This window comes from Gilliamella bombi, assembly GCF_900103255.1.
Lineage (GTDB): Bacteria > Pseudomonadota > Gammaproteobacteria > Enterobacterales > Orbaceae > Gilliamella > Gilliamella bombi.
This window is the reverse complement of sequence record NZ_FMWS01000055.1, coordinates 38054-52859: the sequence shown is the minus strand read 5'-3', so window position 1 is coordinate 52859 and position 14806 is coordinate 38054. Positions and strand designations below refer to the sequence as shown.

13 protein-coding genes and 1 pseudogene are annotated in these 14806 nt (G+C 34.6%); 9 read left to right on the top strand and 5 right to left on the bottom strand.

All coding sequences use genetic code 11. The annotated features are described in order from the left end of the window. Positions 1-177 precede the first annotated feature (177 nt). From B9N71_RS10325 to ybiA, 3 genes and pseudogenes are all read left to right on the top strand, one after another. Positions 178-1155, top strand: a complete 978-nt coding sequence (locus tag B9N71_RS10325; RefSeq protein WP_143422115.1) for a hypothetical protein — start codon at positions 178-180, stop codon at positions 1153-1155. A 358-nt stretch (positions 1156-1513) separates the two neighbouring features. Beyond that, positions 1514-1644: pseudogene (locus B9N71_RS13365) on the top strand (IS5/IS1182 family transposase); the annotation flags it as partial. Positions 1645-2105: 461 nt separating this feature from the next. Beyond that, positions 2106-2594: a riboflavin biosynthesis intermediates N-glycosidase gene (gene ybiA, locus B9N71_RS10315; protein ID WP_065590770.1), complete on the top strand. Its 489-nt coding sequence runs from the start codon at positions 2106-2108 to the stop codon at positions 2592-2594. A gap of 338 nt (positions 2595-2932) precedes the next feature. Here the strand turns inward: ybiA and B9N71_RS10310 are convergent, their stop codons facing one another. Continuing rightward, entirely contained in the window at positions 2933-3568 is a 636-nt protein-coding gene (locus B9N71_RS10310; protein ID WP_085165872.1) for an NAD(P)-dependent oxidoreductase, read from the bottom strand. Between the two features lie 140 nt (positions 3569-3708). Here B9N71_RS10310 and B9N71_RS10305 point away from each other — a divergent pair, with 140 nt between their 5' ends. Continuing rightward, positions 3709-4074: a winged helix-turn-helix transcriptional regulator gene (locus B9N71_RS10305; protein ID WP_065590768.1), complete on the top strand. Its 366-nt coding sequence runs from the start codon at positions 3709-3711 to the stop codon at positions 4072-4074. Here B9N71_RS10305 and B9N71_RS10300 read toward each other — a convergent pair. Then, entirely contained in the window at positions 4071-4598 is a 528-nt protein-coding gene (locus B9N71_RS10300; RefSeq protein WP_143422114.1) for a hypothetical protein, read from the bottom strand. The two genes, B9N71_RS10305 and B9N71_RS10300, sit on opposite strands and share 4 nt — an antisense overlap. Before the next feature lie 261 nt (positions 4599-4859). On the opposite strand from B9N71_RS10300, the gene treR reads away from it, so the two are divergent. The 4 genes from treR to B9N71_RS10280 all read left to right on the top strand — a co-directional run bounded on the left by treR (position 4860) and on the right by B9N71_RS10280 (position 9914). After that, the gene (treR, locus tag B9N71_RS10295) at positions 4860-5822 is read left to right on the top strand and encodes a trehalose operon repressor TreR (protein WP_085165871.1); all 963 of its coding nucleotides are present in this window, start codon (positions 4860-4862) and stop codon (positions 5820-5822) included. Between the two features lie 178 nt (positions 5823-6000). Then, positions 6001-7428, top strand: coding sequence for a PTS trehalose transporter subunit IIBC (gene treB, locus B9N71_RS10290; protein ID WP_085165870.1), 1428 nt, complete (start codon positions 6001-6003; stop codon positions 7426-7428). A 90-nt stretch (positions 7429-7518) separates the two neighbouring features. Further along, positions 7519-9192, top strand: coding sequence for an alpha,alpha-phosphotrehalase (treC, locus tag B9N71_RS10285; protein ID WP_085165869.1), 1674 nt, complete (start codon positions 7519-7521; stop codon positions 9190-9192). Between the two features lie 173 nt (positions 9193-9365). Further along, entirely contained in the window at positions 9366-9914 is a 549-nt protein-coding gene (locus tag B9N71_RS10280) for a hypothetical protein (protein WP_085165868.1), read from the top strand. A gap of 124 nt (positions 9915-10038) precedes the next feature. Here B9N71_RS10280 and B9N71_RS10275 read toward each other — a convergent pair whose 3' ends face one another. Both B9N71_RS10275 and B9N71_RS10270 read right to left on the bottom strand, forming a co-directional pair. Then, on the bottom strand, positions 10039-11100 hold the full coding sequence (locus tag B9N71_RS10275) for a nucleotidyltransferase domain-containing protein (RefSeq protein ID WP_085165867.1): 1062 nt from the start codon (positions 11098-11100) through the stop codon (positions 10039-10041). Positions 11101-11115: 15 nt separating this feature from the next. Beyond that, a complete protein-coding gene (locus B9N71_RS10270) occupies positions 11116-11871 on the bottom strand; it encodes a nucleotidyltransferase domain-containing protein (RefSeq protein ID WP_085165866.1) in 756 nt (251 codons plus the stop codon). A 475-nt stretch (positions 11872-12346) separates the two neighbouring features. Here B9N71_RS10270 and B9N71_RS10265 point away from each other — a divergent pair, with 475 nt between their 5' ends. Then, on the top strand, positions 12347-12874 hold the full coding sequence (locus B9N71_RS10265) for a hypothetical protein (protein ID WP_085165865.1): 528 nt from the start codon (positions 12347-12349) through the stop codon (positions 12872-12874). A gap of 251 nt (positions 12875-13125) precedes the next feature. Here the strand turns inward: B9N71_RS10265 and B9N71_RS10260 are convergent, their stop codons facing one another. Beyond that, on the bottom strand, positions 13126-14733 hold the full coding sequence (locus B9N71_RS10260) for a hypothetical protein (protein WP_085165864.1): 1608 nt from the start codon (positions 14731-14733) through the stop codon (positions 13126-13128). Positions 14734-14806 lie beyond the last annotated feature (73 nt).

The window sequence follows — 14806 nt, the reverse complement described above, 5'->3', positions numbered from 1 at the left end:
CATTATCATTTTAGGCACAAGCACTGGCAAACCTATGTCTTAAATTTATCAAATAATCCTATTCGACGAGTTTTTACACAAAACTTATTTATACCTTCCAAATTATCTCTCAACGAATTATCGTAATTATCGCTCAAATCACCTAAAACAGCTTTGCTAGTATCAGTACTGTTATTATTGTCATTGTCATGGAATGTACAGGCGAATGGCAAAAAGTATCGAGCGGGTAATCGTAGTGATGCAATAATATTACTATCCGAACCATTACCAGCGGAGCCAGTTATGCCAGTTATCAAGTATGTAAGGCCGAATCTATATCAGGGTGAGGGAAAACACGCAGGCCCTGCTAACATATGGAATCCTAAGAAGGGCTTTTTAGTTCAATCAACCAATCCAGGATCATATAACCTCAATTTTCCAACTACAGGTGCGGATAATTTATATTTTGATTTACTCATTACAGGAATAGATGTAAGAGAATTGACATGGGCACCTGTCACGCATGAGGGAATTACTGCAAGCGTGATAAATGTTGTACCTAATGATTACTGGATTCCTTATGAAGATAGGGGACAAGTTGTAGCACGTGTTAAGCTAACAGGTCCAGAGGCAAGAAATCAAAGGTTTAACCCTAGCCGAATTACTGTACCAAGGTTACCGCAGACGTTTGAGTTAGTGGGTAGAGATAAAGATGGTTATGAGTTAGTAAAATATGGATTTGTGTTGAAGAAGTGGTTCATCAGTAGTGGGGCCGTAAGAAGATATTATAATGAACAATCTGGATGGTGTAGAGGTTTGGGTTATCACATGCCGGGGACAAGTGATTTAACCAATGCGAAGTGTGGTGTAAGAGGAGATCATTTTTTCCCATGTATAAAAATAAAAGTGGGTAGAGATTATATCATAATGAACGATGGCGCCAAGCCATCGTCAGGACATGGGGAATACCAACGTCAAATAGGCGCTGGATTTTTCACGGAGTGGGGCAGCATGAACAGCTACGCTGATGCGGGTTTCATCGGCAGCGGCTACTGGTTAGGTGGCAGCCGATCAGGTGATAATATGATGCTCGCTGTTAGCTCGAGCAAAGGCTACGTCTATAGGCACAGTGATAACTTCGGCGGTAACGATGGTCTTTGCTTAAGTGGTGGTTAATTAATCCTTATGGCGCGGAAGGTGGTTATGGTGTCTGAAAGAACAATATAAAAAAGAATAAAGCCCCAGTATAAGTTTGGAGCAAACCCCTTAGGGTTGAGCAGTTGCGGTAAAGCCACAATCGCGCCCCCCCGCCACCAACGCTGAAAGTGTCGATGGCGGTGGCACAAGGGTAAAATTAAATAAAGAGGGTCATGCAATGGAAATAGAACAAAGATTAGCATTAAGTGACAACCCGATACATTTTTTGAGAGAAGGACTTTTTTAAAGACCTACAACCAATCGTTTTATGTGATGACTCAATTATTAGAATTCAACATAAAACCGATAATCAAACACATAAAAAACTCGACCAAATGTGCGAGCGCATCAACGTAGCTCAGATTTAGCAACTTAGCATTCACATCAGATAGGAAAAAGCTATGGGGCAACTCAGCTAAAATCCACTTTGTTGTTGATAGTGGTGGTCTACCGATTTGTTTCGAGCTTTAGCAAGGATAACATTATGTTATTGCTGGTATTTATACTTATGTGGTTACCAATGTATTGTTGATTAATATATAAACACAAAAAGTAAAGAGTCCTAATAATTCACTTAAAAAAACATTTAGTTAGCAATACAACAAGCTTTAGAAAAATGGACTATGCCAAAAACTAGAAAAATACAATGAGTCGGTTTATTATAAAATTTTGTGACAAAATTAATTATCACCTTTAATGGGCAAATATACAAATTTAGTATGGATTTATAAAGGGATATATTTTGAATCAGCAAATATTTGCAGATTCACCATATAGAGAATAAAATTTTAGGCGATTTATTAACTTTTATAATATGGTTAAAACGCATCATGAATTTTTAAAGAGTTATTTTAATTATGAAGTGTAAACAATCCAGAGGTTTCTTAGCTGTAAGTTTATTTATTCTACAAAAGGAGCAATTTAAATAGATGAAACAAGTCGGAAAGAAGAAAATGATTTTCTTTTTTAGTCCTGATCATTATCTATCTCAGTGGTATCCTTGTCATTTTGTTATTAATGAAATAGCATTTACTAGTGCAGAACAATGGATGATGTATTCTAAAGCGTTGTTATTTAAAGATATAGAGAGTGCCAATGCTATTCTATCTATTCCGTCATCTAAAATGCAAAAAAAGCTGGGGCAAACTGTGCGTAATTTTGATGAAAATATATGGAATAAGCATAAAAAAGAGATTGTTTTTGAGGGTAATTATGCAAAATTTTCTCAAAATGATGAGCTTAAAAAATATCTATTATCAACCAAAGATAAAGTATTAGCAGAAGCAAGCCCTTATGACAAGATTTGGGGAATTGGTTTAAGTATTGATGACGAAATGAGATTTAATATGGCTAAATGGCGAGGCAAAAATTTACTTGGTGAAGTTTTGATGCAAGTGAGAGAGGCTCTAAAAACGTAATTTAAACTAAATTTATTCATTAAAAAAGATGATGAATATTTGCTTTTTTAGGTCTATTTTTTGCCTAAAAAACAGTTTTTATACTTAAACGTATAGTTACCTGAAACTTTTTGACAAGATTTTTGACTTTGGCTACTCACCCTCTTTTGGTTAATACGTTGCCGTTAAATTCATTTTTTCACTAAAATTCAAAAATATCCCAAGTCAAATCCAACTCGTTCCTAAAATAATAAGTCTTGAAGCGTGTTGAAAAATATGTCGGGATATTGTATTCGTTATTATGGAATAATCGGTGCTTATTCTGTCCAATCAAGCTTGGTTACAAAACTTTAGCAACCTTATTCAGTTGCAACAGTAAAACGTTGCTTAATATGCTTGGCTTTTTCTGCTTCATCAATCATGGCAATGGCATAATCGGCATAACTGATTTGGCTTTTTCCTTGGCTGTTAAATAACACCTCTTCACCGCCCAAGATATAATGCCCAGTTCTTTTCCCATCAGCATTAAACTCAATGGCTGGGCTTAAATAAGTCCATTGCACATCATCGCACGTTCTAAGCGCATCAAGTGCTTTGGCCATATTGGTGGCTAATGGTTTAAATGCCTCAGGAAAATCAGGTGTATCAACCAAACGTAGTGAATGCTGTGGATTAACATATAAACTGCCTGCTCCCCCAACCACTAATAGGCGATTTGTTTTACCGCTCAAGATATCAGTTAAATGTTTTAAACTGGTTTGATGCAATGGCAGTAATTCCTGTGCCCAAGTACCAAATGCATCGATAATCACATCAAAGGGTTTTAAATCAGTATAGGTTAATTCGAACAGATCTTTAATTAGCACATTTGCTTTGGGATCGAGCGGTTGACTCGCTTTGCGCACAATTGCGGTAACATCATGCCCGCGTGAAATCGCCTCTTTTACTAAAAGTTGCCCTGTTTTACCACTAGCACCAATGACTGCAATTTTCATACTTTGCTCCTTTCAAGCGTTTAATGATTAACATGATATAAGAATGGTTTTAGATTAGTCTTTAACGTTTCTACTGTAAAGTAGGTACCAAATAGTGCTATAGTAACTTTTTTGAAACTATTGTTGAATTTTAAGGATTAATGATTAAATTAAATAATGATTTGCCTATTTGCCCTGTTGAAATAACATTAATGTTAATGGGTGATAAGTGGAAAGTCTTAATTGTGCGAGACCTGCTTACGGGAACCAAGCGCTTTGGTGAACTAAAAAAATCGCTGACTGGTATATCACAAAAAGTTTTAACTCAGCACCTGCGAGCTATGGAAAAAAATGGGTTATTAACCCGCAAAGTGTATGCCGAGGTTCCCCCCAGAGTTGAATATACATTAACCGAGGTTGGACAAAGTCTAAAACAGGTGCATGATGCCATGTTAGAGTGGGGAAAGGCTTACAAATTAAAAGCGGATGAGTCATCTTTTCCTCATCCGTCAATCAATCATAATTAACTATCAAATTCTTCGCAGCCAAAATAAAACTCATCTGAGTTGGCATTTTTGTCACGACCGATAAGAATGATACTAGGAAAATGATTTTCTTCTGTGATTGGGGCTGTATATTGATAATATTGTCCTATATCACCCCAAGACATTTCTTCTTTTAAATGGGCAGGGATTGGGATTGCCCCCATTGCTTTGGCAAATGTATCTATATCACCTTTGGCAACAGCATAAAAATATGAACCGCTATCGCCTTGGTATTTAATTTGCGATACAGTCGTATTCATTATTTCCAGCGGTTTGGCAAAGTGATACTCTAAATTAATCAGCCCATCATCTTCTAAGTTTTTTATGGTAATGTTTTGTTGGTTAAGTTGTTTAACCACTTTTGCATCACGACCATCAATTGGAGCAACCTTGCATAATAAAGCCGCTTTAAATTGTGCTTCAATTGTATTATTTGTTTCGGTCGCTAATGCATATCCTGAGAAACCCAAAATGAGCAGTGAACTGCATAAAAATTTGTATGACACCTTTATTTTTTTCCTTTTTAAGGCTTTGTTTAAATTATTTACTATTGTTACAAAAAATAACTGCATTAGATAGTATTTGTCAGAATTTAGTTAAATAAAATTATTTTAATATCAATGGGTAAATGGTCAATTTTATATTAAATCTTAATATAGCTATTAGTTAACAAAACTTATTTACCAACTGGTATAAATAATCTCAAATCGCTATTTTTTATAAAATAGATTAGTATGATTTTATTGATTTTTGTTGGCTAAATTATTATGAGTATATCTTCAAACAACTTAACCATTAAAGATATTGCAAAGCTTTGTTCGGTAAGTAAATCTACCGTGTCTCGAGTGATTAATCATGATCCTATGGTTAAAGAAGCTACGCGTAATAAAGTTTTGGCAATCATTGAACAGTATCACTTTACGCCGTCTAAATCGGCAAGAGCGATGCGTGGTTATGGAAATAAAGTGATTGGGATTATTGTAACTCGCCTTGATTCTCTTTCTGAAAATCAAGCTGTTCAAAGTATGTTGCCTATTTTTTATCGGCATGGTTATGATCCTATCATTATGGAAAGCCAATTTAGTACAGTCAAAGTCAAAGAATATTTATCTCTGCTTAAAGGTAAACAAGCTGATGGCGTAGTTATCTTTGCATTTACTGGACTAGAGCAGTCATTATTATCCACCTGGCAAAATAGTAGTGTAGTAATCGCAAGAAAATTCCAAGATCATACTTGTATTTGTTATGATGATATTGGTGCAGTTAGATTATTGCTTGCTCATTTATATCAATCGCAACAACATCAAAATATTGGTTATATCGGTATTGAGCAACAAGACCAAACTACTGGCGCATTGCGTTATCAAGCCTATTTGGATTTTTGCCAGCAATATCAACTTAGCCCCAATGCAGTTTTAGGTCAATTAAGTTATCGTTCAGGTTATGATCTTGCCCTGTTGGTGTTAACTAAAAATCCATCGGCTATCGTTTGTGCAACTGATGGTATTGCATTAGGATTAAATAAGTATTTACACGAAAAACAGCTTGAACATATTACCGTAGCTAGCATTGGTAATAGTGAGCTACTGAGTTTTCTTTTTCCTAAGACTTGTGCAGTTGAACTCGGTTTTGATCAAGCAGGTAGTTGTGCGGCTCAAGAGTTACTTAATATGTTACAAAATCAGTTTGAACTGAAAAGTATCACCATTCCTTGCCATTTAATAAGCTAACCAGTAGTTATTTTTATTTAATTTGTGCTTATTTTGCTCTAATTTGTGATATTAATCACAAAAAAGGGAACGTTCCCATTTATTAATTTATCAATTCAATCTATGCTTAATCTATATTCAAAATAGCCAGATTATTAGTGAAATACAAAGGCTAATTCTAATTTAAAGGAGACCTTTTATGGCTAAAAATTCCCAATTAACTAGCCAATCGATAATGCAATTAATTGAGTTGATTGGTGGGAAAGAAAATATTGCCAGTGTCACTCACTGTTTAACAAGATTGAGGTTTGCCTTAGTTGATCCTAAGCTAGCTGATGTCCAAGCTATAGAAGAACTGCCTTTTGTGAAAGGTTGTTTTAATAATGCTGGACAGTTTCAAGTTATCATTGGCACCAATGTTGATAGTTATTACAAAGCATTGATCCAGCAATTAAATTTAGATGAAGCAAGCAAAGAGCAAACTAAAGTAGCAGCTAAAAAGAATATGTCTTTTTTTGAAAGGTTTATTTCTAACTTAGCGGAAATTTTTGTGCCATTATTACCAGCTTTAATCGCTGGTGGTTTATTACTTGGGTTACGTAATATTATTGGTGAAATGCCAACTATTGATGATAAGCCGCTGATACAAACCTATCATTGGCTAGCGCCAATTTACAGTATACTTTGGTTACCTTGCGAGGCGATTTTCCACTTTTTACCAGTTGCCATTTGTTGGTCTACCGTGAAAAAGATGGGAGGATCGCCAATTTTAGGTATTGTTTTAGGCATCACTTTGGTTTCACCACAATTGATGAACGCTTATGACCTTGGCAGTAAAATACCTGATGTTTGGGATTTTGGTTGGTTTAGTATCGAAAAAGTCGGCTATCAAGCGCAGGTGATTCCGTCTATTTTTGCAGGTTTAGCGTTGGGTTGGATCGAAACACGATTACGCAAAATTGTACCTGATTACTTGAATCTAGTGATTGTGCCGATTGTTGCGCTTCTTGTTTCTGTGTTTTTAGCACATTTCCTTTTAGGTCCAATTGGAAGAATGTTAGGTAATGGTATTGCTTTTATTGTTAAATATTTAATGACTGGTGATTATGCCTTTATTGGCGCTGCTGTTTTTGGTTTCTTTTATTCACCATTGGTTATTACTGGTATTCACCATACAACCCTTGCAATTGACTTACAAATGACTGAAAGCATGGGCGGTACGCCGATTTGGCCAATTATTGCTTTATCTAATATTGCTCAAGCTTCGGCTGTTGTGGGTATTATTTTAGTTAGTAAAAAACATAATGAGCGTGAAGTGTCGGTTCCTGCTGCCATATCAGGTTATCTTGGGGTAACCGAGCCTGCTATGTATGGTATTAATTTGCGCTATAAATTCCCGATGCTGTGCGCCATGGTTGGTTCAGCTTTAGCCGGGTTAATTTGTGGTTTATTTGGTGTGTTATCTAATGGTATTGGGGTTGGCGGTTTGCCGGGTATTTTATCGATAAAGCCGATATATTGGTCGATTTATGCTTTGGCGATGATTGTGGCAATTGTGGTTCCGATTGTTTTAACTTCGATCGTTTATAAAATTAAACTTAAAAAAGGTACGTTAGATATTCGTTAAACACGAGCTAATAACCATTAACCGTTCTTGTTATTGAGCGGTTAATTTATGAAAAATAAATAATAAATAATAAATAATAAAGAGCAAGCAATGAATAAAATCGATATCCCTTGGTGGCAAAATGGTACTATTTACCAGATCTATCCAAAAAGTTTCCAAGCTAGTGGCGCTGGTTCGACGGGTGATTTATTAGGTATTATTAGCCGATTAGACTATCTTGAAAATTTAGGAGTTAGTGCTATTTGGTTAACGCCGATTTATCCATCCCCACAAATTGATAACGGTTATGATGTGTCGGATTATTATGATATAGATCCGAGCTATGGTTTAATGGCTGATTTCGAACTACTGGTTAAACAAGCGCACGAGCGTGGTATTCGCATTATGATGGATATGGTGTTTAATCATACTTCAACACAGCACCCATGGTTTAAATCAGCCTTAGATAAGTCAAGTCCTTATCGCTCATTTTATATTTGGAAAGACGCTAAAGCCGATGGCTCAGAGCCTAACAATTGGCGGTCAAAATTTGGCGGTAAAGCATGGCAATGGCATGAACAATCAAAACAGTACTATTTGCACTTATTTGCTAAACAGCAAGCCGATCTTAATTGGGAAAACCCAACTGTTCGTCAAGAAATCAAAAAAGTATGTCAATTTTGGGCTGATAAAGGCGTTGATGCATTAAGGCTTGATGTGATTAATTTAGTTTCAAAACAGCAAGATTTTCTGGATGATGAAAATGGCGATGGTCGTCGATTTTATACCGATGGTCCAAAAATTCATGAATTTTTACAAGAGATCAGTCGTGATGTTTTTCAACCCAACCAACTTAAAACGGTTGGCGAAATGTCATCCACCACATTAGAAAACTGCCAAAAATATGCTAGCTTAGATGGTAAAGAATTGACCATGACGTTTAACTTTCATCATCTAAAAATCGATTATCCAAACGGTGATAAATGGACGCTGGCTAAACCTGATTTACTTGAACTTAAAAAAATCCTTGGCTATTGGCAAACAGGCATGCAAGATAAGGCTTGGAATGCAATTTTTTGGTGTAATCATGATCAACCTCGTATCGTTTCACGCCTTGGTAATGAAAACCAATATCACAAACAATCTGCCAAAATGTTAGCCATGCTACTGTATGGTTTACAAGGCACACCTTATCTTTATCAAGGTGAAGAAATCGGTATGACCAATCCTCATTTTACTGATATTTCACAATATAAAGATGTGGAAAGTCTTAACATTTATCAAGAAAAAATAGCAGATGGTATGCCTAAATCAGAAATTTTAGCAATCCTTGCTAGCAAATCCAGAGACAATAGCCGAACGCCGATGCAATGGGATAATTCAGCCAATGCTGGCTTTACTAAAGGTAAGCCTTGGATTGAGGTTGCTAATAATTATCCTCAAATTAATGTCAAAGCGGCACTCGATGATCCTGATTCGATATTTTATTGCTATCAAACCTTAATTAAATTACGCAAAACGTACCCGATTTTTATTTTTGGTGATTATCAAGATTTAACGCCAGATATTGCTGATTATTGGTGCTATATCAGGCGGTGGCATAATCAAAAATTACTAGTGATAGCAAATCTGACCGATAAAACACTGACATGGTCATTACCTAATTCGTTACAACTCTTGAATTGGCAACAATTATTTAGCAATTATCAAGATAACCATCGGCTAGGCTCTGAAATAAGATTAAGACCTTATGAAGCCATATATTGGTTGCAACAGGCGGATTAAGCAAGCGATATGGGCAATCTATAAAAAGATTGTCCATTTTAATGTACGATAATTGTCCCATTTTAAAGCCAACCAGTTGATCGATTTAATTAAAATATCTTTTAAAAAATAGCCTAAAAGTTATAATATTTTGCTTAAAAAATGGGTAAATAAAAAATTAAAGAGGAATGAGGATGGAAGACAAAACGATTTTATTAATGAATCAGTATTTAGATAGAGATTATAGTGTTTTTCCAATGGCTGAAGATAAAATAGTATTGCAAGATATTCGCAATATTGAAAATAGTTTGGCAATTAAATTTCCTGATGAATATGTTGCTCATTTACTTGGTGAAGATTGTGATGCTATTCCCCATAGAGGTATTTATATTGAAGTAAAAGAGGAGATTTGGCGTCGTCCTCAAGCAATGGCAGTGGGACCTTTTTGGACATTTTTATATGGTTTTCATACTTATACAGCCTCTAAATTAAGTGCTGATTGGATGAGGCTTGATTTTATTGGCCATCAATTTATGCAGGAAACAGGGCTTAAAGCAATCCCAATCTTGAAAATTATTAATGATGCTGATATGTATTGTGTTAATGAATTTAGTGATATTGTAAAATTTAATCACGAAATGAATGTTTTGGAACCAACAAATATGGATTTTTGGCAGGTTTGGGAATTTGAATTAAAAGAGCTAAAAGAAAGAAAAGAAACCAAAAAATCTAAATTAAAATAATTTCATACTTAAATTAGAGTATCACAAGGAAGTGAAATAAATTAACATAATGACATGTATTGTAAATAACTCATTGAATTATTTTTATAATTCAATCATGAACTGTTATTGTTTTGCGATATCATTAGTGGTTATATAATAATTCACGCATTTTTACTAACTGTGCAATCGCTTTAGTAAAATTAGGTGCTTCTGGCAACATTGAAGTGATTGATGCGGTTTCAATTTTGCTTAACAATGTTTCTGCGATATGCATAATCTCATCATAGCTTAATTGACCATTTTTAATTGCAAGCAGCTCATCGCGATTAGCGCATTTATTGGTAATGGTGCCTTTAGTCATTATTTCATGCGCCACTTGCAATAAACGAATAGTATGCATCATATTTTTAGCATCAAAATCATTGCCACTTTTAATATTACTTTGATAACGCTGTTCATTACGCTTTTCGACCCATTGCCAATAAGCTTTATAGTCACGGCAATGCGATGAAAAACCATCACGATTAAAACTTAAATAAGCGATAACTGGCGTATTAATAGCAACCGATGATAAACACAGTTCGGTCGAATCTTGCTGTTGTATTATCCCATGATAACCACAGCTTCCTGATGGATCGTAAAACAGCGCATATAAATCTCTCCCATGCCTCACATTCACTAATCCACATAAATGTTGCTTAAAACTATGTTGAGCTAGCCAATCATTTAATGGATAAGCTTGTTGACCTTCGATAATATAACAAAAATCCAGTACAGTTTTACGTGTTACTGCAACGGGATTATTAATCTTTTTATTTAATCCTTTGGCTTTCTTTATTTGCGACATGGCGTAGAGGGCAAAGGTCTGCTTGGTCTGTTTGGATAAAAACAGATCGAGTGTTAAATACTGCATTATTGGATGCTGATAAACAATACAGCTTGGATCCGAGGCTAACACTTCTAAAATATTCGGGTTGTTTTTCAGTAACAGTTCCACAAATCGTCCTAATTCATAATAAACAATATCATTAGTTTCATTATTAATTTGTGGAATATAATCCAATCCATAAAACTTATTTTTAGGTAGATAAAAAACTCCTTTAATATCGGTATCTGATGTTTCAGTAGCCAAACCAAATGCACGGCTACCGCTGATCACTTCAAATAAGATTAAGTTTTGTGCTTTTAAATCGTCGATTGTCATTTAGTTTTCCTTGTCTTATTTTAAGCTCATTAATGTTTGTATAAAAAAATAATCTAACTTATCAGCCTTAAAATGTTGTTCGTCTATAGCCTGTAAACTTTCTTTAATCTCAATCATGGATTGTTCAATAAACAATAAGATTTTTGGATCGATAGTGATAGGTGTTGATTCAGTCATGGTTGCTTTTAAGGCAATAATATCATTGATTTGTTGGCTTAAATCATCAGGTAATAGTGTCAATAATGGCGTAATGGCCATGGGGGCGATTTGCTGTTTTTCTAAACACCATTTGGCACTTAATAAAGGTCTTAATACATAAAACAGTTTTTTGATACCGATCTGCTGCCCTTCACTGCTTTGTAAGGCGCTTTTAGCAATCCCTAAATAGTGATGAATATTGCCACGAGCATTAAAAAAATCAGCACAAAGTTGCCATAATTGGTTAGCAATTGGTGCATTTTGTTGATAAATAATGGGTGATTGCAACCATTCAAACGGGGTAGTATTTGATTTGCGGATCAATTGTAAAGTTTTTTTTAAATCCCAACCATGCAAATCCAGCTCATCATCAATAGGAAAAGTTAAATGTGAAGCAGGGTTATCAATGGCTAAGTATTTCTCAAAACGATGCACATAAATAAAACGCACATCATAATCACTATTCGGCGATGGAAACCCCCACGCCCGACTGCCTGATTCGCAAGCGTAAAGTATATGGATATTATGTTGTTGTGCTAATTCTGCTAACTTTTGTTTTATGCGGTTTTGCATTGCAACTATTCCTTTAGGTTATTTATTTTACTTTATATCTGAATTTTTAACGCATTTAAAGTCTTTTGCCTATTACCATTAACAAATCATTGAGCATGATGATTTAGATCTAAAATGCGATTTGCCTGCAGGTAAAAACGTGTCACCTGTGTGAATGTCTAACCATGTTTGACGGTAACGTTGATATCGCTTTACTTGACAATAGTTAGCCAATGTCACATATCTTTTATCCTCCATCAGATCAATAAAATAGAGTTGCTATTTGGTTAATTAACGCAATATAATCAAGCACATGTTTAAATAAGAAACAGAGGCATCATTATGCGTAAGTGGCAACCAAAAGTCCTATTTTTGTTGGTGTAAAAATGACATATATAACAATTTAACCAATAAAGTAGAAAAAATAGTCAGCAAGATGTCGAAGCTAATTTATTTACTACAAGGATGGACAATTTCACACAGCTAGGTACACATTTTGCATGAATATGGTCTACAAGAACTTTATCGGTTACCTAGCTCTTTGGAAGAAGCGGTAAAAGAGATTGAAGATAATAAGGGCAAACTAATGAAAATAATTAATTTATTAATTATCGTATTGTTTAACTTTATAGGTGCCTATCTAAGTTACCAATGGTGTTATCGAATGATTATCGCAAAACATCGCACACCAGAATTATATTATTTGATATGTTATGGTTTGTGTTATTTCTGTTTTATTCTGATTTCAATCTTTCTTTTAAATAAAATAAAACAACCGATAGTTTTAGTGATTTGCGCAGTGCCAATTGGTTTTATCATTACCTTAATGTCTCCAATTTTATTTATGTTAATTGTGGAAGATACTAATAAATTGATTTTTAATCTAAATTTTATTATGGAGATGTTAGGTGTCACATCAATGATAACCCTTAATTTTATAATATATCCGGCAATTTTATTATGCTGCCATTATTCTATTGGTGGGATACAAAAAATATCAAGTAAGCTTACTTTGAAGCAATAATTAATTGCCTAAATCAGCCAGAAAATCGCTCAACTATTTTATACTTTGAAAAATGTAAATACCCCATAGTTAGTACACAACTCAAGTAGAAAATTATGCTATCTGTTTTAGTGTTTTAAATTTAATGGTTATATCATGTGATTTTTCCTGTTGGTAAACGCTTTTCTAATTTTCAGATTCAAATCCTCTTTTAGTTTTATCATAGAAAATTTTCTACTTTTGGGCTGTACTATTTTAAGGAATAGTTACATTTAACTATTGTGCGAGGCAAGTAGCGTTACTAACCTTTTTTTAATTTCATCATTAGGTTCATTTGCAATAAGTTCTTGCAGGGCAAGCGTTATTTTATCTGTCCAACATTGTCGATCCCAAGCTTCAATGGCATTTAATGCCATGTTTCGGTTGCGTATTACTGGGCTGTTTAGACCAATTAATATAAGATCTTCACCCATACTCGGAAATCGATTGAGCTCTTGTAAAATAGCATCCAATGCACGGTGTGCTTTATATTTGATGCCAAATGCAGATTCTAGCGCTGGCCCAGTTGCGATTTTTGTAAAGTCATATTGTTGCCTAGCTAACTGTATAACTTGTTGTACTCTTTGTATATCATCGGCTTGCATTAAATAATACCACTGTTCACCCTGATGATTTTTTTGATATGCAAAACGCGCATCCCATGCATCAAATCCAAATTGTGTGTAAAGATCAGCAGCTAGGTAAAATTTACTGCTATCATCAGTCATTAAATCATGTTCAATTAATGCTAACCATTTATCTTGATGGATAAACTTATTTGCTTTTTCAATAATTGCGTTTTTTATTTTTTTATTCCAATTAGGATAGCTTTCATTAAGCTGGTTGCTAACAAAATCACGTATAGTCAGTACTGTTCGTAAAGGGGGGAGTTCAGCTAATGAGGGTAGTTTTAGTAAATGTTTTAAATAATTTAAACAAACAATAGCACCTTCTTCATAACAATGCATATCTTCGGCTGGTCCGCCCATGATGAGTGCCTCTAAAATTTCACCCGCAGATTCTAATAAAGGTAAATCAACATAATCTTGTTCTAAAACCTGATTTAATTCACCTGTGGTTGCGCAAGTATAAGCAAGATATTCGTTCATAACGCTATTTTGATAACCCGCTCTTAATAACCAATCTTTAGTTGTTGATGATAATTGATATTCGGCTAATCGTTCAACAATATGGATCCTACCCCAACCATCCACTTTTTTAGCTAAAGTAACTAAGGCATTTTCGACTTGTTCGGGTGATGATAAGGTGTTTTGTAATGCAACTGCTGAATATAAGGTAAACTCTTCATGCATGCCTAATAATAAAAATAAGTCTGTTTGTTCGGTAGTAAAACATCCTAATACAGCAATACTAAACTTAATGATTTCACGATCAGGGCTATTTGTTGCTAACCAATAGGTAAATTCATATAACTTATCAAAATCAATGTCAATTTTTGGTATTGCATCACTTAAATCATCAATAAAACTTAAAGTACCTTCCGTATTTATTAAGGTGTAAAGTTTTTCGATATCGTGTTTATTGGGTTGTGTTGATATTGTGATTAGTAACGTTAAAATTTCTTCAACACATGTGTGTTCCGATGATGCGCCATGATGATTGCTAACCCCATCCATCGCCCCTGCTGCCCATTTTAATTTTGTATCATCAGATGATTCATCAGGAAGTGTTTGGGCTATTTCAGGCAGTTTTTCTGCATGTTGATAAGGCAGTAAAAATTGATAAATACTGATTTTATTGTTATCCCATACCATTGGAAATGGTTGAGTCGTCGCCATATTTGAGGGTTCTGTCGTTGAATTTTGAGTAGTTTCTTTCATCGTTAATCCTTTAAATATTTTATTGTTAGAATGATTAATTAGTTATTTAAATCAAATTGAATAATCATGATAG